Origin of the sequence: Beggiatoa alba B18LD (genome assembly GCF_000245015.1) — a bacterium.
Lineage (GTDB): Bacteria > Pseudomonadota > Gammaproteobacteria > Beggiatoales > Beggiatoaceae > Beggiatoa > Beggiatoa alba.
In genome coordinates this window covers 2,318,908-2,342,250 of record NZ_JH600070.1, presented here as the reverse complement: position 1 = coordinate 2,342,250, position 23,343 = coordinate 2,318,908, and the positions used below count along the sequence as shown (strand labels likewise).

At 40.0% G+C, this 23,343-nt stretch carries 22 protein-coding genes; 9 read left to right on the top strand and 13 right to left on the bottom strand.

What is annotated here, in order from left to right:
- Nucleotides 1-6: 6 nt before the first annotated feature.
- The 5 genes from BEGALDRAFT_RS09605 to BEGALDRAFT_RS09585 form a co-directional block, all read right to left on the bottom strand.
- Nucleotides 7-438 (bottom strand): ExbD/TolR family protein, encoded by a 432-nt coding sequence (locus BEGALDRAFT_RS09605; RefSeq protein WP_002686072.1) that lies wholly within the window; start codon nt 436-438, stop codon nt 7-9.
- Nucleotides 439-441: 3 nt separating this feature from the next.
- On the bottom strand, nt 442-1,257 hold the full coding sequence (gene tolQ / locus BEGALDRAFT_RS09600) for a protein TolQ (protein ID WP_002686071.1): 816 nt from the start codon (nt 1,255-1,257) through the stop codon (nt 442-444).
- A complete protein-coding gene (ybgC, locus tag BEGALDRAFT_RS09595; RefSeq protein ID WP_002686070.1) occupies nt 1,250-1,657 on the bottom strand; it encodes a tol-pal system-associated acyl-CoA thioesterase in 408 nt (135 codons plus the stop codon). Before ybgC ends, tolQ begins: the two co-directional genes overlap by 8 nt.
- Nucleotides 1,658-1,672: 15 nt before the next feature.
- Complete coding sequence (gene ruvB, locus BEGALDRAFT_RS09590) at nt 1,673-2,743, bottom strand: Holliday junction branch migration DNA helicase RuvB (protein WP_002686069.1); 1,071 nt, start codon at nt 2,741-2,743, stop codon at nt 1,673-1,675.
- A gap of 342 nt (nt 2,744-3,085) precedes the next feature.
- Nucleotides 3,086-4,930, bottom strand: a complete 1,845-nt coding sequence (locus tag BEGALDRAFT_RS09585; protein ID WP_002686068.1) for an extracellular solute-binding protein — start codon at nt 4,928-4,930, stop codon at nt 3,086-3,088.
- A 476-nt stretch (nt 4,931-5,406) separates the two neighbouring features.
- On the opposite strand from BEGALDRAFT_RS09585, the gene BEGALDRAFT_RS09580 reads away from it, so the two are divergent.
- Nucleotides 5,407-5,598 (top strand): hypothetical protein, encoded by a 192-nt coding sequence (locus BEGALDRAFT_RS09580; RefSeq protein WP_002686067.1) that lies wholly within the window; start codon nt 5,407-5,409, stop codon nt 5,596-5,598.
- 7 nt (nt 5,599-5,605) lie between these two features.
- Here the strand turns inward: BEGALDRAFT_RS09580 and BEGALDRAFT_RS09575 are convergent, their stop codons facing one another.
- Together BEGALDRAFT_RS09575 and BEGALDRAFT_RS09570 are read right to left on the bottom strand one after the other, a co-directional pair.
- Entirely contained in the window at nt 5,606-6,100 is a 495-nt protein-coding gene (locus BEGALDRAFT_RS09575; RefSeq protein ID WP_002686066.1) for a hypothetical protein, read from the bottom strand.
- Between the two features lie 59 nt (nt 6,101-6,159).
- Nucleotides 6,160-8,148, bottom strand: coding sequence for a bifunctional metallophosphatase/5'-nucleotidase (locus BEGALDRAFT_RS09570; RefSeq protein WP_002686065.1), 1,989 nt, complete (start codon nt 8,146-8,148; stop codon nt 6,160-6,162).
- 293 nt (nt 8,149-8,441) lie between these two features.
- Here BEGALDRAFT_RS09570 and BEGALDRAFT_RS09565 point away from each other — a divergent pair, with 293 nt between their 5' ends.
- Genes BEGALDRAFT_RS09565 through BEGALDRAFT_RS09545 form a run of 4 tightly spaced genes read left to right on the top strand, consistent with a single transcriptional unit; the run spans nt 8,442 to nt 11,540 of the window.
- A complete protein-coding gene (locus BEGALDRAFT_RS09565) occupies nt 8,442-9,449 on the top strand; it encodes a sensor histidine kinase (protein ID WP_002686064.1) in 1,008 nt (335 codons plus the stop codon).
- The gene (locus BEGALDRAFT_RS09560) at nt 9,446-10,024 is read left to right on the top strand and encodes a TetR/AcrR family transcriptional regulator (RefSeq protein ID WP_002686063.1); all 579 of its coding nucleotides are present in this window, start codon (nt 9,446-9,448) and stop codon (nt 10,022-10,024) included. The genes BEGALDRAFT_RS09565 and BEGALDRAFT_RS09560 overlap by 4 nt, the downstream gene beginning before the upstream one ends.
- 53 nt (nt 10,025-10,077) lie before the next feature.
- Nucleotides 10,078-10,935, top strand: a complete 858-nt coding sequence (locus BEGALDRAFT_RS18200) for a GNAT family N-acetyltransferase (protein ID WP_002686062.1) — start codon at nt 10,078-10,080, stop codon at nt 10,933-10,935.
- Nucleotides 10,935-11,540: a cysteine hydrolase family protein gene (locus BEGALDRAFT_RS09545; protein WP_002686061.1), complete on the top strand. Its 606-nt coding sequence runs from the start codon at nt 10,935-10,937 to the stop codon at nt 11,538-11,540. Before BEGALDRAFT_RS18200 ends, BEGALDRAFT_RS09545 begins: the two co-directional genes overlap by 1 nt.
- 349 nt (nt 11,541-11,889) lie before the next feature.
- On the opposite strand, the gene BEGALDRAFT_RS09540 is transcribed toward BEGALDRAFT_RS09545, so the two are convergent.
- The 5 genes from BEGALDRAFT_RS09540 to BEGALDRAFT_RS09520 all read right to left on the bottom strand — a co-directional run bounded on the left by BEGALDRAFT_RS09540 (nt 11,890) and on the right by BEGALDRAFT_RS09520 (nt 16,611).
- The gene (locus BEGALDRAFT_RS09540; RefSeq protein ID WP_002686060.1) at nt 11,890-12,471 is read right to left on the bottom strand and encodes a hypothetical protein; all 582 of its coding nucleotides are present in this window, start codon (nt 12,469-12,471) and stop codon (nt 11,890-11,892) included.
- Nucleotides 12,472-12,551: 80 nt separating this feature from the next.
- Nucleotides 12,552-13,091, bottom strand: a complete 540-nt coding sequence (locus BEGALDRAFT_RS09535; protein WP_002686059.1) for a hypothetical protein — start codon at nt 13,089-13,091, stop codon at nt 12,552-12,554.
- Nucleotides 13,092-13,353: 262 nt separating this feature from the next.
- Nucleotides 13,354-14,601 (bottom strand): MFS transporter, encoded by a 1,248-nt coding sequence (locus tag BEGALDRAFT_RS09530; protein ID WP_002686058.1) that lies wholly within the window; start codon nt 14,599-14,601, stop codon nt 13,354-13,356.
- Nucleotides 14,602-14,701: 100 nt separating this feature from the next.
- Nucleotides 14,702-15,610, bottom strand: a complete 909-nt coding sequence (locus tag BEGALDRAFT_RS09525; RefSeq protein WP_002686057.1) for an NAD-dependent epimerase/dehydratase family protein — start codon at nt 15,608-15,610, stop codon at nt 14,702-14,704.
- Nucleotides 15,611-15,681: 71 nt separating this feature from the next.
- Complete coding sequence (locus tag BEGALDRAFT_RS09520) at nt 15,682-16,611, bottom strand: hypothetical protein (RefSeq protein ID WP_002686056.1); 930 nt, start codon at nt 16,609-16,611, stop codon at nt 15,682-15,684.
- A 141-nt stretch (nt 16,612-16,752) separates the two neighbouring features.
- Between BEGALDRAFT_RS09520 and BEGALDRAFT_RS09515 the strand changes: the two genes are divergently transcribed.
- On the top strand, nt 16,753-17,550 hold the full coding sequence (locus BEGALDRAFT_RS09515; RefSeq protein WP_002686055.1) for a dienelactone hydrolase family protein: 798 nt from the start codon (nt 16,753-16,755) through the stop codon (nt 17,548-17,550).
- Between the two features lie 97 nt (nt 17,551-17,647).
- On the opposite strand, the gene mrcB is transcribed toward BEGALDRAFT_RS09515, so the two are convergent.
- Nucleotides 17,648-20,053, bottom strand: coding sequence for a penicillin-binding protein 1B (gene mrcB / locus BEGALDRAFT_RS09510; protein WP_002686054.1), 2,406 nt, complete (start codon nt 20,051-20,053; stop codon nt 17,648-17,650).
- A 368-nt stretch (nt 20,054-20,421) separates the two neighbouring features.
- On the opposite strand from mrcB, the gene prmA reads away from it, so the two are divergent.
- From prmA to BEGALDRAFT_RS09495, 3 genes are all read left to right on the top strand, one after another.
- Entirely contained in the window at nt 20,422-21,306 is an 885-nt protein-coding gene (gene prmA / locus BEGALDRAFT_RS09505; protein WP_002686053.1) for a 50S ribosomal protein L11 methyltransferase, read from the top strand.
- Between the two features lie 93 nt (nt 21,307-21,399).
- Nucleotides 21,400-22,143 (top strand): DUF3426 domain-containing protein, encoded by a 744-nt coding sequence (locus tag BEGALDRAFT_RS09500; protein WP_002686052.1) that lies wholly within the window; start codon nt 21,400-21,402, stop codon nt 22,141-22,143.
- 112 nt (nt 22,144-22,255) lie between these two features.
- On the top strand, nt 22,256-23,176 hold the full coding sequence (locus BEGALDRAFT_RS09495) for an Rpn family recombination-promoting nuclease/putative transposase (protein WP_002686051.1): 921 nt from the start codon (nt 22,256-22,258) through the stop codon (nt 23,174-23,176).
- Nucleotides 23,177-23,343 lie beyond the last annotated feature (167 nt).

The following is a 23,343-nucleotide window of genomic DNA, read 5'->3' as shown; positions in this document are numbered from 1 at the left end:
AATTGTCTATTGTTTTTGAGTCACTAAACTCACTTCGTCAATGCCAACCGCTTTTAGCATTGCCATGATTTCAATTATTTTTCCATATTGTACAGAGGTATCACCACGCACATAAACTCGTGCTTTGCCGCCTTTTTGCTGAATGGTTTCTGCAAGAGCTTTAACACGGTTGGTTAATTCATTGGCACTGATGGCGGTTTCTTCCGCTTGTAAGTGTAATTGTCCCCATGAATCGAGGGTGACAATAATGATATTACCGACGTTACTCGCGTCTAAGGTTTGCGTCCCTTGCCCTGCTTTTGGCAGTTGTACATTAACGCCTTCAGTCAGTAACGGCGAGGTAATCATAAAAATAATGAGTAACACGAGCATCACATCGATATAGGGCACGACATTCATTTCTGCCATGCGATGTTTACGACGGGTTGAGCGAGCCATGAATTAGTTATCCTCCGCCATTAATGGGGAGTAATTTGCCATTGAATTCATGGGCGTTGCCATATTCATGGGTTGGGGGGAAGCCGTAGGATTATTCGGTGTTGGCATCACGGTTGGATTCATTCCACCCATTGTATTGTTCACAGGGGCAGCATGGGCTTGACGTTGTAACAAGCTGGTGAATTCTTCTAAAAAAGTGTCGTAACGGTTTTGTAAGTGGTCGACTTCATTGGCATAGTGGTTGTACGCCATGACCGCAGGAATTGCGGCAAATAAGCCCATTGCGGTTGCAATTAATGCTTCTGAAATACCGGGTGCAACCATGGCGAGGGTGACTTGTTGCATCCCCCCTAAGGCGTGGAATGAGTGCATAATTCCCCAAACAGTACCAAATAAGCCAATATAGGGGCTGACAGAACCGACGGTTGCTAATGGGGTTAATGCACTGTCTAAACTGTCACTTTCTTTATTAATCGCAACACGCATGGCGCGTTCTGCCCCTTCAACTAAACTGCTGGGCGTAATAGCAGGCTGTTTGCGTAAGCGGAAAAACTCTCGGTATCCATAAACGAAAATGCTTGCCATGCCTTCAGCCGCATTTTGGCTACCTGTAACACGGTTGTATAAACTGGCATAGTCTTTTTCTCGCCAGAAATTATCTTCAAATTCGTTGGCTAAACGGCGATACATGCTTAATTGTCTGGCTTTGCTCAGAATTAATGTCCATGAATATAAGGATATAAGCAGTAACAAGCCCATGACAATTTGAACTAATAAACTGGCTTGTAAGACTAAATTTAAAATCGATAAGTCAGCCATGCTGTTGTAACTCTTCGAGTAAGGAAAGGGGAAAAGGACAAGGGCGTAGCGTTTGCGCGTGTAAACACGCAATTTTAACGCTGGCAGTACATAACATGACCGTATCACGCGAAATAGTCTGATTTAAGACTAAACTAGCTTTGCCATGTTTTTCAACTTGCACGCTTACTGTAAGCCAATCGTCAAAAACGGCTGGTTTTAAGTATTCAATGGTTAATTGACGAACAGCGAGCACAATTTGTTGTTGCGCTTTTAAAACACTTTGTTCAAATCCATGCGTACGCAACCATTCGGTGCGGGCACGCTCTAAAAATTTTAAATAATTGGCGTAATAGACGATACCAGCCAAATCGGTATCTTCATAATAAACCCGTAAAGATAACTGAAAGTCGTTAGACATAAAATTATTGGTGAATCAAGGCGTATTCGTCTTGAGTTGCGTAGTGTCTGCGGTATTTTCAAATAAATCGAGTGCGGTGGGATTTTGGGGCGTTAATCCAAAATGTTGCCATGATAAACGGGTGATAACACGACCGCGCGGGGTACGCATCATAAAGCCTTGTTGTAATAAATACGGTTCAATCACTTCTTCTATTGTTCCCCGTTCATCTCCGATGGCGGCAGCGAGGGTATCAACCCCAACAGGTCCCCCATCAAATTTTTGCATAATGGACAGGAGCAACTTTCGATCCATCATGTCTAATCCATAAATATCAACATTGAGCAAATTTAACGCGCTTTGTGCAACTTGCTGAGTAATTTTGCCATTCGCTTTTACTTGGGCATAATCACGGACACGACGCAATAAACGGTTGGCAATGCGTGGTGTTCCCCGTGAACGTTTTGCAATTTCCATTGCGCCTAATTCATCAATATCCACATTTAAGATATGGGCTGAGCGTGTAATGATAATGGCTAAATCAGCACTATTATAAAATTCTAACCGTTGACTAATGCCAAAACGATCACGTAGCGGAGAGGTTAATAAACCTGCCCGTGTTGTCGCACCGACAAGGGTAAATGGGGGTAAATCTAGTTTAATCGAACGGGCGGAAGGACCTTCACCGATAATAATATCAAGCTGAAAATCTTCCATCGCAGGATATAAAATTTCTTCTACAACAGGACTTAAGCGATGAATTTCATCGATAAATAATACGTCGTGCGGTTCAAGATTTGTGAGCAAAGCGGCTAAATCGCCTGCTTTTTCTAGCACAGGACCTGAAGTTTGGCGCAAATTAACGCCCATTTCATTGGCAATAATATGGGATAAGGTTGTTTTACCGAGTCCAGGAGGGCCAAAAATTAAGACGTGATCTAAAGCTTCTCCCCGTGCTTTTGCCGCAGGAATAAAAATTTCCATCTGTTCGCGCACGCGAGGCTGACCTGTATAGTCGGCAAGCCGTTGTGGGCGAATTGCTCTATCGATAGCTTTATCTTCTGTGCTACTGACAGGGCTAATAATACGATCAGTTTCGATACTCACGGGGTGATAGGGGGATTAAGTGCAACTGTTGATGTAATAATACAACGGTTTATTATAACGTGTTTTGCAGAAATATAAAATTGCTTATCAAAGATATAGCAGGAGAAAAGTAGAGGTTTATATTTTATTCTACTGTTATACAAGCAGTTAATTTTTTGTGCTTTGCAAAAAAATTGGAATAACGGTGTTTTGCAATATAGATAGAATTATTAAGAATATCGCTTAAGAGTATCTTGATTTCTAGTTATTTTTTTAATTTTTTAATTTGAAAAAACCGCTTTTTTTCTACTGTTTATGATAAAGATGCATATTTATGCATCTTTATCATATTATCCCTGTGGTTTATTTACCACGTTGGGTATTTAACTGTTTTTCTTTTTCAAGGTCTATCCACCACGTATTAAATCCTAAGCCATATTTCGGCGCGATTTTAGGGTGCATGAACTTGTTCCAGTAGGCAACACGGAAAGTGCGGATATGCCAGTGAGGAATCACATAATATCCTGATAGTAATACACGGTCTAAAGCCTTTGTCTGTGCAATTAAACTTGCTCTGTCAGGTGCAACAATCAGTTGTTCTATGAGGGCATCAACCACAGGGTCTTTAATGCCTGCATAATTTCGTGTTCCGCGAATATCGGCTTTACTAGACCCCCAATAATCGCGTTGTTCATTGCCAGGGGATAAGGATTGCCCAACGACAGCAACAATCATGTCAAAATCAAATTCGTCTAAGCGATTTTTATATTGACTGGTATCCACGGTGCGAATGGTGGCTTTAATCCCTACCCGCTCTAAGTTTTTGGCAAAAGGCAGTGCAACCCGTTCAAAAGCAGGGCTATCTAGTAGTATTTCAAATTCAAAAGGTTTTCCCGTTGTTTGGTTTACTAATTTATTTTGTTTAAATTCCCATCCTGATGCATTGAGTAATGCCAGTGCTTTGCGAATATTGTCGCGAATATTGCCTGATGCATCTGTCGTCGGTGGTTGATAGGCACTGTTAAAAACGCGCTCAGGAAGTTTGTCTTTAAATGGTTCTAAAATTTTTAATTCTTCTGGGCTGGGTAAGCCATGTGCGGCGAGTTCAGAATTGGAGAAAAAGCTGTCGGTGCGTGTGTACGCGCCGTAAAATAGATTTTTATTTGACCATTCAAAATCAAATAAGTAGCTTAAAGCTTCGCGTACTTTTGGGTCTGCAAAGAGTGGGCGGCGCGTGTTAAAGAAAAAGGCTTGCATCCCTGTGGGTATTTCATGTTGAATTTCTTCTTTAATCACTAGTCCTGATTTAACTGCGGGAAAGTCATAAGCAGTTGCCCAATCTTTCGCGGTTAATTCTGAACGGAAATCATACTCACCTGCTTTAAACGCTTGTAAAGCAACCGTTGCATCTCGATAGTAGTCGTAACGAATGGCATCAAAATTTTCTTGTCCTGCATTGACGGGTAAATTTGCGCCCCAATAATCAGCGACTCGTTTGTAAACCACAAAACGTCCAGCTTCAAAACTATCAATTTTATAAGCCCCACTGCCTAATGGGGGTTCTAATGTCGTTTTATCAAACTCACGATTGCTCCAATAGGCTTTAGATAGAATGGGTAATTGTCCCATGATGAGCGGCAGTTCTTTATTTGAACCATCTACAAAGGTGAATTTCACCTTGTCATCTGCAATTTTTTCCACTTTTAAAACATTTTCATAATAAGAGCGGTAAAACGGATTGCCTTTTTCTTTAAGAATGTTGAAGGAGAAAATCACATCTTCAGGTGTGACAGGCGTGCCATCATGAAAACGAGCGATAGCACGCAGTTTATAGGCAACCCATGTTCTATCTTCAGGGACTTCAATGGTTTCAGCAATTAAACCATATACCGAAAAGGCTTCATCATCGCTGTTAATGGTCAGTGTTTCAAATAAACCGCCAATCCCCGCAGGTGGAATGCCTTTGATAATAAATGGGTTAAAGCTATCAAAAGTCCCAATATCTGCTAATCGTACCGTTCCGCCTTTGGGTGCATCAGGGTTTGCATATTCAAAATGTTTAAAATCAGGTGGATATTTCAAGTCGCCGTACATAGAAATACCATGCCCCACATACGTTGTGCTGTTACTTGGTGGGGTGGGGTCTGTTGCGAAACTCAAGGGGCTAATGCCCATGAAAATTAAAGTAACAAGGGATAAAACTCGCATACAAGCCTCGGAAAATCAGTGGAAAATTTATTAATGACACCTGTTAAGCCAGTACAGGCGCGCTTTTTTGTCAAACTGTTTACACAATACCACGTTAAGCTGGCAATTAATTTATAAGGTTTATACGCGATTAAAGCAATTTTTGTACGCTTTTATGAACAGGCAATATAAGGTCTTAGTGTCAATCATCATGGGTTTATAGGTGATGGAGAAATCTATTGTTGTCATCTTATTGTCATATTCACGGTGGAATAATACCAATTAAAGGTTTTATCTCGCAGTGTTTCTGCAAGTAGGTGGATAATGAAAAGTCTCAGTTATGTTTTAAAATCCTATTTATTCATGATATTGCTGATTATAGGTATATTAGGTTTATTGAGCATTATTGCGTCTTTATCGTCGTAAGGTGAACGCAAACAACCGTTTACAGTAAGAAATTATTAAATATTCAGGGTGTTATAACAGGAGACTTTAAGATGAACTTAGATAAAAACTTGCGGAAATATCTCAAGAAAACAGGAAAATCATTCTCTGTGCAATTTATCCCAGAGGATGATAAATGGTGTGTGATAGTTGGAGAGCATTCTACAAAAGCGGACAAACTAGCCGACGCATTGCGTAGCGTCTGGCTAGAAATTCCTGACTTTAATTCTGTTATTAAAGATTAGGCGTTGATTAAAAAGCTTTTGTTCTTTCAGCATCTTTGAGTTGGTCGCGTAATGTCGTCAATTGATCGACAACATCAGAAAACAATTTGGGGCTGAATTGCCCGCTGATAGTTTGGTTGTACATGAGTTGACTTAAATTAAGGATTTGTAGGCGTAAACTATCTTGTAACGTTTCTGTTTTTGATGATTGTTGTAAATTGGCGGCAAATTGTTCTAATAGGGCGTTATTGATTGTGGTTAAGACAATGCATTTATTGGGACTATCGCCAATTTTTTTGCCTATTTTTCCATGATGTTGAATCCAATAACGCTCTTCTCCACAGAGAATCTGATTTTCATGAATGGCGGTGACTTTCTTAAAGGCGATGGGTTTTGCCCCTTCTAGGCTGGATTCTTCAACTTCAATAAACCATTCGCCAATTGTGGGCTGTAGAATGGTTTTGCCCCATGTTCTCTTTCTGAGTTTTTCTAAAAAGCTCCTCTGATAATCTGACACTAACATAATAAATCACTCCTTATTGAAGACGGTATCGTCTCGCTTTTGCTTATTTAAGAGGGGTCTCAATATGCCGTTGATACAATGCTTAATCGTTCGTCTGTAATTACGCCTGAGAGACTATCGACTACACCATATTCACGGATAAATTTAATAATTTCATCGTGGTAAACCAAGCCTGTTTCTTCTTTTGCCAATGCGGTTACATCGAACCCTAAGGCAGGTCGTCCATCTTGGCGTGTTTGTCCTTTCCAATTTTCTCCACCTGCACCCCGCAAGGCGACAAAATCGCCAAAAGCCACACGGAATTTTTGCGTTAAAACAGACTCTATCGGCTGACCGTGAATATAAATCTGTTGTGCGCTTGCCTGTGCTGTCGTCGCGCCTAAAACAATTTGGTAACGAACTTGGCGTGAGAAATGGAGAAATCCATATGAAACAGCATAACCTGCTAATTCTGCTTGACTCACTACTTGTTCAGGACGTACCAAACGTTGGGCATTACTCATTAATAATTGTTGCACTTCTTGTCCTGTCATCGTGACAACAACGATTAAATCGGCAAAGGGCATTACTTTGTACCAATCGTTATAAGTAATCGGGTGTGCAGGTTTAACCCCTTGACATATACCTGATGCATTAAATACAGCAAAATCAACTTGCTGAGAACCATCTGCACGGCGGGGAAACTGGAAACTACGGGCGACAATGGCATCATTCATGAAGTTAGCAATTGCCAGTTGTCCTCGATAGCGCGTTTGAATAATCTGCGCGGTTTGTAAATCTGCTAAATCTCCCGCGTATCCAATCACTTCACCTAATTTATATTGTAATTTTTTATATAACGGAGACATGATAGTTGTTTCAAAATCGCTATCGATGTCGCTTTCTTGTTCATACTGCGTAGGGTCATATCCTGCTTGTAAACGAGCGGTTTCATCACGTAATTTTATTGGGTGTAAACAAGCCTCTATCGTTACTTTAGGCTTACGACTGGTCAATGATGGACTTACCTGAATCAGGATTTCGCCTAAGTGACTGCCATATCCCCCCGCTTGTGCAACAGGAATTTGATAATGATATGTCTCTAATCCTGCTGTATTTAGCTGAGTATGTGTATGTCCACCAATTAATAAGATAGGCTTTTCAATCGCTAATTCAGCAACAACTCGCGCCACATCTACATCACCACAAGCCAGTGCATGTCGTACTGTTCCATTCACCACACCGTTATAGCCCACATGTGATAACAACAAGACAATATCCACCTGTGGCGCAAGTACAGGTAAAACACGGCGCAAAATACTTAAAACATCTTCTGCTTTAAAATCAGGGTCATCTTTTGTGCCCAAGCGTGTTGCAATCACGGTTGTTAAGCCAACCATGCCAACCCGCAACCCATTTGCAGTAACCCCAATTAATGCGGGTGAATAATGTGCTGCGCCTAAATAGCATGAACCATATAAATTTGCGGACAATAAGGGAAAATTCGCATTTTGAATAATCGCCTTTGCCAGTAAAGCAGACCCTCGGTCTAACTCGTGATTGCCAATGACACCAGCATCTAATCCCGCCGCAGAATACGCATAATAAGCCGCACTTAGCTGGAAATTGTGTGCATCCGTTCCAAGCAACTCATCAAATGGATTTCCAATGTGATCATCACCCACAGAAATAAATAAAACATCTCCCTGTTGCGCCGATACTGCCCGCGCTTGATTAACATACTTAACCATTTGCGAAAAACGATGCGTATCCCCTAACTCTGGATGAGTAGAGCGCAATTCATGGTGCAAGTCATTAAGATGAAAGATGCGCAATGTATATATGCGATCAGGTTGCAGGGTACAAACAGGAAACGTGATATCTTTTGTTGTTTGCACACAAATGGGTAAATCTGCTTGTACAAAATCACCTGCTAGCAAATATAAGGTTTTAAAACCCCCACGCGGATTAGGATTTGCCTGTTTTAAAACAATACAAGATGTTGAAGATGTTTGTTGATGCCTATCAGTCGAATGAACTAAAACAGAGGGACTATCATCTATTCTCAATGTTAAAACCTCGTTTGCTTCGTTATGCTAAATCTGCGTTATCAAACATAGCACAACGACAAAACACTTCATTATAATCAAGGAAATTACAACTCATGGCTTACACCGCAATTTGTATTCCTTTTAGTGTTAAATAGCATCCGATAACCTGAGAACCAACGTGTTTCAATTACCTCAAATCCTGTTGAAGTCATAAGGATTATGCGTGTTCAGTTTTACAAAACGATGACGGTAACATAAGGTTATAGAATCGGATAAAAGAAAATAATGTTTTTTTACGATAAGGATAGAAAATGATAACGCCGCTTATATCAAAATCCCCAAAACTTGTTAAATTGCCTTTGCGTTTTAATCCCTATTTATATGCAATCTCTTTTGCAAGTCTTTATCTACTTTACTGTTTACTCTATATCTGGTTATCGAGTGAAATTGCAGCTAGTTTTGCTTTTTCTATTCAGCAACTGACGTTGATAGAACAGTGGAAAGGGACAATATTCGTGATATTGACCACCTTATTAATTTTTCTTATCCTCATTATGATGCTAAAAAGGATAGATGAGTATCAAAACCAAATTTTTATCCAGCAAAGCCTATTAATTCAATCAGAACGTAAAGCAACAGCTGGCATTTTTGCTGCCTCGGTTGCCCATGATATGAATAACTGCTTATTCTCCATCTCTGGCGCAATTGAAGTTTTTCAAGAAACAAACGAACTCTCAGAAAAACAACGCCAATTATTACGTACTGTTGAAACAGGACTAGCAGAACTGACAGAACTGTCGCGAACATTGGTACATGTTGAGCAAGAGGCTTTAGAAAAATCCTTTAGTTTTTTAAATTTAAATGCGTTTATTCAAGAGATTATAGAACTTGCTCAACATCATCAGCACGTGAAAAAATGTGCTATTCGTTTAGAATCCGCACAATTACCAAATATCATGATTGAAACGCATTTATTTAAACAAATGTTGATTAATATGATTATTAATGCAGCAGAGGCAATTCAACATGCGAATGGAATTATCGTACTCAAAACGACGTTACAGCCTGATGCTGTGATTTTAGAAATTCATGACAATGGCAGAGGCATTCCCCAAGATTTACGACAAAAAGTATTTGAACCCTTTTTCACGACAAAAACGGAAGGCTCAGGGCTTGGACTACTTTCTGTCAAAGTTTGCATGGATAAACATAATGGAAGCGTTAAAATCACCGATTCTGATTTACTTGGCGGATGTTGTATCCGTCTTACCTTTCCCATAGACATGACCCATTTAAATAAATCTTTTAGCTATCAATGAAAAATAATTGTCATACCCGTGAAAAACTGCTCGATGTTGCTTTTGAAACCTTTTATACCAATGGTTATAACGCGACAGGATTAAACACGTTGTTAGAAAATGCAGGGGTACAAAAAGGTTCGCTCTATCACTTTTTCGCCTCTAAAAAAGACCTTGCGCTGGCAGTGATTCGTGAACGCATTGCGCGACGCTTTGCCGAACGTTATGCCCATATTGCTCATGCAGAACAGCCCTTAAAAACCCTCTTTGATTTCCTCTCTACGCCCAGCAATTTTGATTTAAAACGTGGCTGCCCATTGGGTAAATTAGTGCAAGAACTGGCAGGCTTAGATGAAGATTTTCGTACTGCATTGACACAGGTTTACATAGGACATGAAGCCAATGTGGAAGAAGTCTTGCGTAAAGCAATAACACTTGGCGAATTACCAACGCATGAAAATGACGCTAAACGCCTAGCGACATTTATCGTGATTGTCCTAAGCGGCTCTATTCAACGCGCTAGACTCAGCGATGACGATAAATTATTCGTTGAATGTATCGAAACATTAAAAAAGCTACTTTTAAAACTTGACTAACTGGTCAAATAATCATTACAATCTTCTTGACCAATCAGTCAAGGAGATTTCTCATGCCCTACTTACAATTAAAACTCGCCAGTTCCTTAACACCCGAACAACTCACCCATCTCGCCCGCACACTCACGCAACTCATGGCGGACATTTTACATAAAGACCCCCAACTCACCGCGTTGAGCATAGAGCCATTGCCGAATAGTCACTGGTTTATTCATGGCGAATTACAGCATGTTGGCGCACATTTACAAATCAACATCACCAAAGGAACGAATACAGACGCGGAAAAAGCCCAGATGATACAAGCTGCCGCCGAACTGTTGCAGACAGTACTCAATGGACAATTGCCCCAAGCAACCTATATCATCATTCACGAAATCGACGCGACAGCATGGGGTTATGATGGCTTAACCCAAGCCCAGCGGAAACAAACCAAGCTCAAAGCCAAAATACAGCCACTGCCTGAACCTGTTCACTATGAAAAAACGGGAATAGAAGGCTTACCACTGATAGAGCCTCTGTGGCAACAACTTAATCAGTTGCACCTAGCCGAATCAGAAACATTCGCGCCTTATTACGCAACGCTGACTTTTCCTACCCGTCAACAAGCCTTATTAAACAAAGCGAAACAGGGGCAATTATTAGTACAACTAGCAAAATATGCTAATCAATATATTGGTTACTGCGTCAGCACTGTGACTGCAGGCATCGGCGAAATCGACTCTATTTTTATTGAACAAACCTATCGACATCTGAAAGTGGGCGAAACATTTTTAAAACAAGCCAGTGATTGGATGAATAATCTGAAGGTAGAGACAAAGCGCGTTACTGTTTATGCAGGCAATGAAAGCGTTTTAGCATTTTATGCAAAATATGGATTTCATAAAAAATATCTCATACTGGAGCAAGTGTAATGAGCACACAACAAGTGATTGGGCAATATGTCACACGTGAGCAAACCAGCCATAAACGTGCTTTATTAGTCATTGATGTGCAAAATGAGTATTTTACGGGACAAATGCCCGTCACTTATCCCCCACAAGCACAAGAGCGCGTATTACAAGCCATTGACATTGCGAGACAGGCAAAAATCCCTGTCATCGTGATTCAACACACCATAGACCAAGTTGCCCCTGTTTTTCAAAAGGGTACACATGGCTGGGCGTTACATGAAAGCATTGCACATCTACCCGCTGATTTTTATATTGAGAAAAAACTGCCTAGTTCATTTACAGGTACTGAATTAGAACATTATTTACGCAATCAACAGATTGATACTGTTGTTATTAGTGGTTATATGACGCAAATGTGTTGCGATACCACAGCAAGATACGCCTTTCATTTAGGATTTAATGTAGAGTTTTTAGCTGATGCAACAGCAACTTTAGGCTTTAGCAACCAAGCGGGCACTATCAGCGCAGAAGAATTACATAAAGCTATTTTAATTGTACAAGCAAGTCGTTTTAGCCGTGTGTTGCGTGTTGACGAATGGGCAGCGCAATTTGCGATTGCTCCCTAAACGGGATAAGTATTATCTTAATAACCTGAGTTCGGCGAGATTTTTTTTAAAAGACAAGCATTTGTCTGTATCAGGATTTTCAGAATTAACAGAATTTAAACCCTTAAACCAAAAAATTAAGGTGAATCACGCTTTTTAATTCTGAAAATTCTGTGAATTCTGATTCAGACAAAAGCCTTAAGATTCCAAGCAATATAGATTAAGGCAGAGTGCAATCACTTCAGCGATTTGACACCTGAACCTACTGTTTAATCTAAAAATATTGCAGAATTCTGGTTGAATTTAGGACGAACAGTCATTCGCATCGTTTTATAGCCCGTTAGCTATATTGAGTAGCTTGGATGTGCTACTAAAAAGCCTGAATATTATCCGCATTTTCAATCAGCAAATTATCACCAGATTGCTTGAATACAAAAAATCCAGATTCTTTTGCTTCATCCACTAACTCATCAGGTATGCTAAAACCTGCAATCGCGGCATATATTTTATGGTCGTTCTTGTCTGGGAATAACTTTCGGAAATTGGGGATTTTTTTCTCTTTCAAAGCCGATAAATGATTTGGGTGAACTTTGTATTTTGTCTCAACAATAATCACCGCACTTCCGTTCCAGAGCAGAATATCAAATTCATCTTCTGTATTTCCCTTTCTACGATGAACATTTTTGTCTGAATAGTCTAGTTTGATGCCATTCAGTTCTTTTTTATCTTTCAACGCATTCCAGAAAAATTCCTCCGCAACATCTCCGTTATTATTAGAGATGCCACCAACTTGTTTACATAAACGGTCAAGACGTTCATCTGTTTGTTTCATCTGCGCATCAGTCTGACGCTGAGACTCACGCAACTCTTTATTTGACTCTCTCAGTTCAGTAGTTGATTCTCGCAACTCAGTCAGTGATTTCAACAAACTTTCAAATTCTTTTTCAAACATGATTTCTTCAGTCTTTTGTAAAATGATTAGTTTAATTATATCATTTCATTCCCTCAGCCTTGCGAGTGAGGGATAGTCAGCTAAAAAGCCTGAATATTATCCGCATTTTCAATCAGCAAATTATCACCAGATTGCTTGAATACAAAAAATCCAGATTCTTTTGCTTCATCCACTAACTCATCTGGTATGCTAAAACCCGCAATTGCTGCATATATTTTATGGTCGTTCTTGTCGGGGAATAACTTTCGGAAATTGGGGATTTTTTTCTCTTTCAAAGCCGATAAATGATTAGGGTGAACTTTATATTTTGTCTCAACAATAATCACCGCACTTCCGTTCCAGAGCAGAATATCAAATTCATCTTCTGTATTTCCCTTTCTACGATGAACATTTTTGTCTGAATAGTCTAGTTTGATGCCATTCAGTTCTTTTTTATCTTTCAGTGCATTCCAGAAAAATTCCTCCGCAACATCTCCGTTATTATTAGAGATGCCACCAACTTGCTTACATAAACGGTCAAGGCGTTCATCAGTTTGTTTCATCTGCGCATCAGTCTGACGCTGAGACTCACGCAACTCAGTCAGTGATTTCAACAAACTTTCAAATTCTTTTTCAAACATGATTTCTTCAGTCTTCTGTAAAATTATTAGTTTAATTATATCATTCCCTCTCTGCTTGCACCGCCCCGTGAATAGACACTCAAAATGGTTAATTAACCTAAGTTCGGCGAGTTTCTTTTAGAAAGACAACAGTTTGTCTGTTAAATCTTGATAAAAAAAACAAGAGAGTAACCTCCGTCAATCCTTCAAACCTTTTCGCATGTTCCGACAGACCTACTAGGTTTTCAAAACCTAGCAGGTTTTTGTTTTGTAGAATGGCGGTTTAACCTTCGTTTAATAACAACTCGTCACGGGGACTTGATTCAGATTGATTATCTAAGCGATTTTCTAAAATCCAGAATAAAACAGGTAAGCACAAGGTTGTTAGAATAGATAACAAGCTCACTTGCCACATGCCAATTAAAGCCCCTGTTGTTGCTTGTGATTGCAACATCATTGCCGACAGCATTCCCCCCATTGCACTGGCTAAGTGTTGCACAGCCGCATTGACCGCCATAAATCCAGCCCGTTCCGTACTATTTGGTACTCTTGCAATGACAGTCGCAATTGCCACACTGCGCAAAGACATCGCCAGCATAAAGCCAGCAAAAATCACAATGACAGGTAATAGTATATTTTCTAAAGTAAATCCTACTATCATAACTAGCGTTAATAAAATACTCGCCCAAAACGCAACGATAAAACTACCAAAACGGTCAGCACAACGCCCAGCCAATTGCATGGCAATAAAACTCACTGTTCCGCCTGCTAAATACAGCAAACTTAGTTCTTCACGCGGATAATGCAAATTAAACTGCACATAGGCGGAGATATTAGGAATGATGAGAAAACCACCGAGCATCGATAAGCCTGTTAGCGAATAAGCAAGTAATGCATTGGTATGGGTAAAAAAACGGAATAAATTGGTTTTAGCATTGGCTTGTATCCCAATTAAATGGTTACGCATGGGCGGGAGAATCCATAAGGTAGCAATCGCCACGCATAAACTTAAAATAGAGATGACAAAAAAGGGAATTTGCCAACCACCTAAGTGGGCTAATTCCAAACCTATCGGCACGCCCAATACTGCCGCGATGGAAAAAGCACTAATGACCATCCCCATGGCTTGCCCGCGTCGTTCTGCGGGGACAACATCGATAATCATGGCAATGACTAAAGAGGTTAAAGGTCCTGCAAAAATCCCTGTAATGACTCGAATCGTTACCAGTTCAACAAGATTTGTTGCTAATGTACAAGCAGCCGTTGCAACAATAAGCCCAGCCATTGCGTAAAAAACAGCGGTACGGCGGTCATAACGGTCAAGAAAGAATGCGCTGATAATCGCAGAAACTGCCGCACCAATGGTATAACTACCACCAATAATGCCAATATGTGCCGCATCAATGCCTAAGCTACGAGCAAAATCAGCTCCTAAAGGCATGACCATCATGAAATCGACAATGTTGACAAATTGAATAGCAAAAACAATGGCAATGAGCGAGCGTTCAGAAATAGGGGGAGGGGTTTGCATGAGTGGTATAACTCTTAATGGTTTACAATAATTCGTTTTATCGCGTAATTTCTATATAAATAGCGTCTAATGTATAGGGCTTCAACGGGGAAAAATCCTTTTATTTTTGTGACAGAATGCCTAATGTGCTTTGAGTAAATGCTCTCGGTGTATAGGCAAAATCTTGCACGGCATCAGTAGAAGCAAAACATAAATCTGTTTTCATCCGACTCACCATCTCGCCTGATACATGGCGAAACATGGGGAAAATACGTAATAAATTCGCTAGTCTGTAAAAAATTTGTTCGGGAATGACCAGAATACGCGGTTTTTTCCCAAGTGTTGTGAAAACATGTTCAACCATAGCGCGATAACTTAAGGTTTCTCCACCACTTAAGTTGTAACTTTTATTAAAGGTTGTTGGATTATTTAAGACTTGTAAGCAGGCAAGGGCTAAGTCATCTGCATGAACAGGTTGTCGTAGTCCTACGCCTGAGCCGATGAGTGGAAAAAAGCCAAAACGTTGGATAAATCGTGCGATAAAAGAAATATTTTTATCTAAACCACAGCCATACACTAAGGTAGGGCGAAAAATCGTGTAGGGAATTTGACGGGCGAGACAAATATTAATAATTGCCTGTTCTGCTTGTGTTAATTGGGTAACAATTTGTTGTTCTTTGAAATTATTAGAATTGATTTTTGTAAAGCGACTGGTAGAGCTAAAGGTAATTAAGCGTTGCAAAGGCGCGTTATTGGGTAATTTTTCAAGTAAAACTGGTAATAAACTTAATGGGGCAATGTGAATTAGGACAGTAGGTTGATAAATAGACAATTCCGCCGTTTGTAAATCTAATTGTTGCCAATCTGGGCGTGTTGTTGCTTGACGACTGATAGCCGTTACTTGCCATCCTGCTTGTTGTAAATGGGGCAGTAAAAAATGACCAATTTGATTGCTTGCACCCGTCACAAGTACAGGCGTTTGAGCAGGTATCAGAGGGAACATATTGTTATCTAACTTGTTGCAGTTCATGCCACTCGTTTGTTAAATAGTAACGGTGATATACCTTGTTATATCACCGTTAAAATAACAACGAATTTCTGTTATTGACCCAGTTGGGTATATTTCAGGTCTTTTGCGTTGCCTTCAATCCCATCGGTCAATACAAAGGATTTATAATCGGGATTCAATGCTAACGATATGGCTAAGTCTTTTCCTTTGACTTGGTTTATCGTTCCGAAACAATCAGGCAAGCCATTATCCCCAGAAATAAAACCGACAATTTTAATCCGATTTTTGCCACCAACAGACTCTATGTAACGGTATTTTCCGCTCATGATTTGCCCTGAGGTGGATGTTGAGGTAAAGGTTCTATCCGCAGAGAAAACGACTGTTTCAGAGCAGACAGGATTAGTATTGTGTTGAATCTGCCAAGCACCAATAATGGGTTTACCCGCTAATGTGGTTAGCGTTTTTTCTTCAGTTGGGGTGTTGTGTACAGTGGTTGTATGCATGAGGTTTAACACTTGTGTTTTTAAACCTTCCCATTCTGTCAAAGCAATATTTAAAGCAATCGAGTATTGCACTTTATCTATAATGGTATCGGCTAAGACGATGCGGCGATCGAATGCATGATATTCACAAACTAGCCATTCTTGCCCATTAGCGAATTTTTCATACTCAACTTTATCAGCTGTTAAGGTGTTGTTACGTGTAAATTCTGTCCGACAACTTTCTTCCCGCTCTTTTAAAGTTTTTTTGGGGTCTGGTGTTTCTATTAACACAACACGGGGATGGTCTTCTAAATTGGTGTTGTTATAAATATCGATATATTCAGCTAAATTATATCGTGCGACTTCAGTGCTCCAACCTTGTGGCAGGGTGAAAGAAAATGCATTAGTTTTAATCTGGGTTTCTTGTTTAGCATTCAGATAGATTAAGCCATCCACTTTTTTATCTACCTGATATTGTGTTGTTTCTGCCTGTGCGAACCATGGCAAGCAGAATAAGAGAAAAGCTATTTTCTGATACATACGTAAATACCTTGTGTTAAGAAAAGAAAAATTATAGGGACATCTTAACGAAAAAAAACCTTGAATTGTAATAAGCCTATTTTTAGTCAGCCTTACTTGATTTCTCAACAGCGGTTTTTCTTCCATAAAGGAGTTTGTTTTATGAAAATTAAATTATTTTTAGCTTTATTCATAGTGCCTTTTTATTTCATGCAAACGGCAATGGCGGCGTTGCAGACTAAAATTGTGGAATACAGTATCGACAATCAGCAATTTGCCAGTACGTTGGTTTATGATGCAAGTAATACGCAAAAACGCCCTGCTATTATTATGGTTCCCAATTGGTTAGGTATTACCGATGCAGCATTAGCAGATGCGAAGAAGATTGCTGAACGGGGTTATGTGGTTTTCATGACCGATATGTATGGGGTTAATATTCGCCCCAAAAATACGGATGAAGCCAGTGCCGCCGCTAAAACGGTACGAAGCGATAGAGCCATGATGCGCACGCGGATTAATAAAGCACTCGATGAGTTAAAAGCCCAAGCGCAAACAGTGCCTGTGGATGTCAGTCAATTAGCCGCCGTTGGTTACTGCTTTGGTGGCGGGACGGTCTTAGAACTCGCTCGTAGTGGGGCAGATGTTGCGGGGGTTGTTTCATTCCATGGCAATTTAGATACGCCAAATCTTGCGGATGCGAAACAAATTAAGGCAAAAGTCTTAGTGTTGCATGGCGCAAATGACCCTTATGTGCCTGAAGAACAAGTGGCAACATTTAGTAAAGAAATGCGTGATGCCAATGTTGATTGGCAATTAGTGAGCTTTGGCGGTGCAGTGCATTCATTTACTGACCCTGACGCGAATAGTGAGGGAGCGCGTTATAATGAAAAAGTGGCAATACGTGCTTATCAGATGATGGATAATTTTTTAGCGGAGATTTTTAAACCTGTTGCTAAATAATTTGAGTTTGGCGGGTAGTCAAACTTAGATTGATGAATAGGATTAAAAATAAAGGACTGGCAGTCCTTCAAGGACTGCCAGTCCTTATTTTTTGAGATTATGGTGAACGGGTGTTCACTGCTTCAGTCTCATTTGTATTGCCTGTTTTTATCGTTCCACCATTTGCTGTATTTGTTTCTGCGTTATTTAACAGGTTAGGATTAAAAACAGGATTGTTATTTGCTAAACGATTACTGTCATTATGATTAGTCACAAAGGGCACTAGAATCGCGCCTGACGCGCCTCGACTGCTCCAGTTACCAGCCGCATCCACCCAACGCCATTCGACATGATTCGGTGTAATCGGTGCGGAAGAACGGGTATTTGCTGATTGAATAAATTCACTCCAAATCCGCATTGCACCCGTAGAGCCGCTTAAACCCATTGGTTTATTATCATCACGTCCTATCCACGTGACGGTTAATAATTCGCTGTCAAAGCCGACAAACCAACTATCACGTAATTCGTTTGTTGTCCCTGTTTTCCCTGAGATAATTAACTCTTTTGGTAACACTTTTGCCACTTGTCGCCCTGTCCCTTCACGAACAGCATTTTGTAAAGCGTAATTTAATAAAAAGACAGGGGCAGAATCAAAGCGTTGTTCAACGGATAGGGCATAACGTTGTAAAGGTTTGCCGTCATGGGTTAATACATTACGAATGGAACGCAAGGGCACACGAAAGCCACCGCTAGCAAGGCTTTGATACATTTGGGTTACTTCTAATGGTGTCAAGGCAACGCTACCCAATAACATAGAGGGATAAATCGTAAAGTCGCGTTCTACACCCATTCGTCGTAAGGTATTACGGATTTTTTCTAATCCTAACTCCATGCCTAAATGCACGGTTGCTAAGTTCAGCGAGTTTGCCAGCGCAAAATGTAAGGGGACGCGCCCCCGTGCGCGAAAATCATAATTTTTTGGTGTCCAAACTTGTCCCGTTTTACGGTCACGCCATTCATAAGCGGTATCGTTTAACATGCTGGTTAAAGAATATGCTCGAGTATTTTCTAACGCGGTTAAGTAAACGGCGACTTTGATTAAAGAGCCAATTTGTCGACGGGCATCTAAAGGACGATTAAAGCCTTCAAAAGTGGGATTTTTGCCATTGATTAAAGCCAATACTTCGCCACCTTCGCTACTGGTAACAACCATCGCGCCTTCTAATTCATTAAAACGACGATTGGTTTTTGCCAGTTTTTTAATACCGTCAATCATGGCTTTTTCTGCCAGATTTTGGATAAATGGGTCTAGCGTGGTAAAAACTTGTAGTCCTTCATTACGCAAATCTTCTTCACGATAATCTTCACGTAATTGACGGCGCACTAATTCTAAAAAGGCAGGATAGGGGAATACAGTGCCTTTTGCTTCTTCTGTAATATTTAAAGGGGCTTCTTTTGCCTGTTTTGCATCCGCTTCAGAAATAACACCCCGTTCAGCCATTAAATCCAGCACTAAATTCCGTCGCGCAATGGCACGGTCTGGGTGTTTACGCGGGTTATAAAGCGAGGCAGCACGCACAAGGCTGATTAATAGCGCAATATCAGGTAATTTGAGCTGTTCAATAGACTTATTGAAGTAAAAAGAGGAGGCAACACCCATTCCATGAATGGAGCGATTTCCATCTTGTCCGAGATAGACTTCATTAATATACGCTTCTAAAATCTGCGATTTGCTGTAGTGCCATTCTAATAATAACGCCATAACAGCTTCATTGACTTTACGGTCTATGGTGCGGTCAGCGTTTAAATATAAGTTTTTAACCAACTGTTGTGTGATGGTACTACCGCCTTGTACCCAATCACCTGCTCGCAGGTTAGCAACCATTGCCCGTAAAATCCCACGTGGACTTAAACCATTGTGTTCAAAGAAAGTTCTGTCTTCAACTGCCACTAACCCTTTTACTAATAAAGGCGGTAATTCATCATATTTGACTAAAATACGGTCTTCATTGTGTGTTGGATAAATCTTGCCGATCATCTTCGGCTCTAATCGAGCTAATGCGATACTTTTCTTCGTAGATTCATCGCGAATCCATTCCACTTTATTATCTTTTAAGAAACGAATTCGCATTTTTTGCGCGGGTTCATTCGCATCCCAAAATTGGAAAGCACGTGTCATAATGCTAATATCCGTACCCGCCCGATAAAACTGAGCTGATTCATTCAGCGCGGCTGATTCTACATAGCCAATCGCTTTGAGTTCATTAATTAAACTGTCAGGGTTTAATGTCATTCCTGCATAAATTTCAACAGGACTTGCATAAACACGTGCGGGTAATGCCCAACTATGCCCGTCAAAATCTTCTCGTACTTTCACATCCAGCCAACTGACATAAATCGCGGTTGGAATAAATACGAGAATCAGCATTAACCAACGCCAGCGAAAGCGAAAACTACGATTTTGGGGGGTGAAAGTGGTAGGACGACGACGAGCAATAACTTTTTTCTTTCGTATGCGTGTCATTTATTTATCCACTTTAAAAACAAGTTATTATGATTACAATGTAAAGCCAGATTAAATAAACTGGTCTTGTTTATTGATAATATTAGGCTTCCCTAAGCATACACTATAAGCAGTCAAAATGTTAAGCCTTGTATTTGATTTTTTTATTTTAAAAAGTTCATTTATTTTAATAAGATAAAATATACTTCTTAAAGTGATTTCTAAGTTTCAATATTGCAATGCAATATAACTCTTTCATGAATCAATAGAATTCGCCAAAATATGGGGCTTAATAAAACTGTAATTTTTTGTCTGCTTTGATGACTATTTTTTAATTTTGCAGTTTATATGCCGTTTCTTTTTCTTTTGACTTTATACGAAATAAAACAATGTCTTGGTTACAATTAGTCGTAAATACAGATGCAGAACACGTTGATGAGATTTCTGACAGTTTAACGGAGTTAGGGGCTTTATCGGTCACTTGGCAAGATGCTGCGGATCAGCCTGTGTATGAACCCCCTTTAAATACAACACCTATTTGGCAGAACACGCGAATTCTTGCGTTATTTGAAGAAGATACGGACCCTGAAAGTTTATTATTGCACTTTCATGCGGTTTTATCTGCCGATGTGCCATTAAGCTATGAATTACAGCGTTTAGCCGATCAGGAATGGACACGGGTTTGGATGAGTGATTTTCATCCTATGCGTTTTGGTGAGCGTTTATGGATTTGTCCAAGTTGGACATCTCCCCCAGAGCCTGATGCCGTTAATATTTTGCTTGATCCAGGGTTAGCATTTGGAACAGGGACGCATCCAACAACTGCGTTATGTTTAGAGTGGTTAGATGCTCAGACCAATTTCGCAGGAAAACGGGTGATTGATTACGGATGCGGTTCAGGCATTTTGGCAATTGCAGCAGCAAAATTAGGCTCGACAGAAAATTGGGCGGTGGATATAGACCCACAGGCATTGTTAGCAACTCGGGATAATGCTGAGAAAAATGGGGTTTCTGCAATGATTTATACGGCTTTACCTGAAGCATTTACATTGCCACAAGCCGATGTTTTATTAGCCAATATTTTGGCAAATCCTTTAATCAGTTTAGCAAAAACCTTTGCTGAGTATTTGCCTGCGGGTGCGCCCATTGTGTTATCAGGCATTTTACAAACACAAGCGGATATGGTTGTGACGGCTTACGCGACTTATTTTGAACAGTTAAGCGTGACTGAAAAAGAGGGCTGGGTTAGGGTTGTCGGATATAAACGTGGGTAAGTTGTCTTTGAATGGTTTTCAGATACGTAGGATTTATCTCATGTTGTATCTGCTTTACACTATATTTTATTTTCTAACGAGTTGAGAGTAGCCATGTACGCACAGTGTCCGCATTGTCAAACTATTTTCCGCGTTAATACCGCACATTTAAATGTTGCTCAAGGACATGTGAAATGTGCTAACTGCCAGCATGTTTTTGATGCTTCTAAAAATTTAATTAAAGAAGTGCCTAAAGAGAATAAAAAGAAAACAGCAACCGCTGCGAGTGTTCATCAGACAGCGACATTAACTGAGGATGATTTAACGGATGAAGATATTGCGGATGTAGTTAAAAATAGTAAAAAAAGCCGTTTAGGTACAGTGATTGTGTGGTCAATCATCAGTGTGTTTTTAATCGGTCTTTTAGGCTTACAGTACACATGGTTTATGTATCCTGAGGTGTTTTTGCAAAATGCACAATTACGTCCTGTTTTGGTTCAAGGTTGTGAGTTAGCAGGTTGTCAGTTACCTGAAACGCGCAATTTAGATGCCATTCATATGCAGGAGCGGATTGTGCAGATTCATCCAGAATCGCCTGATATGTTGCAAGTCAACGCAACGTTTGTGAATGATGCCCCTTTTCCACAGCCTTATCCTATTTTGGAACTGACGTTTGAAGACCGTCATGGCAAAGCGATTGCGCAACGACGTTTTACACCAAAAGAGTATTTAAATGTCGATATTAAAGAGGAAATGCAAGCGGGTGCAATTGTGCATGTTCGTTTTGATTTAATCGATATGTCGTATGTGATTGAAGGTAATAGCGTGATGGAAGGTTATCGATTTGAGTTTTTATAAGTGCAATATATAGTAAACGCCCTATAAAACGATGCGAAAGACTGCCAATCCTAAATTTAAATAATTTTATGATACGTTTACTATATCTTCCCAAGCATGAGGAAACATCAACATGACCGACAAATCCCTAGGCACATTCATCAACCCCTTCACCGATTTTGGCTTTAAAAAAATCTTCGGCAGTGAAGAAAGTAAACCCCTACTCATCAGCTTCCTCAATGATTTACTCCCCATCAAACATAAAATTGTCAGCTTAGAATTTAAAAATATCGAAAAACTCGGCATGTTAGAAGAAGACCGACGTGCCATCTTTGATATTTATTGTCGGGATGAAAAAAATCAGGAATTCATTGTCGAATTACAACGTGCGAAACAAGAACACTTTCAAGACCGCGCTACCTATTACGCCAGTTTCTTAATTCAAGACCAAGCCAAAAAAGGCAAATGGGATTTTGAATTAACCCCGATTTATTTCATTGGGATTTTAGACTTCTCCTTAGCCAGCTTTCCCGATGACCATTACTTACATTTCGGACAAATAACCGATATTTACAGTAAAGAAGTGATGTTTAAGAAATTGAACTTCATTTACATAGAAATGGCGAAGTTTAAAAAACAAGAATCCGAATTAGCGAACCATCTGGAATGGTGGTTATATTTTCTGCGTGAATTAGTGACATTTGACGATATGCCGAGAGAATTTCAAGGGGATATTATCGAAGACGCTTTTGCGTTAGCGAAATTAGCGAATATGAGTTATGAAGACCGTCATGCGTATGAATTAAGTTTGAAATACTACCGCGATTTCATCAATGTGCTTGATACCGCTAAACAGGAAGGAATTGAGATAGGGATGGAGAAGGGCATTGAGATTGGAATTGAACAAGGTGTTAAAAAAGGGATTGAGCAAGAAAGAATGAAAATTGCACAAGAAAGAATAAAAGTCGCAATCGCACTAAAGCAAAGCAATGCTCCTCTTGAACTCATTATGGTTGCGACGGGATTAACACGCGAGGAAATTGAACGATTATAGTAAATGCACTACAAAGCGATGCGGAGGACTGCCAGTCCTCCATGTTGTTTTATAATACGTTTGCTATATAAACATTAAAGACCTAATAACGCGAGTACGGCGAGATTCTTTTAAAAAGACAATAGCTTGTCTGAATCAGAATTTTCAGAATTAACAGAATTTAAACC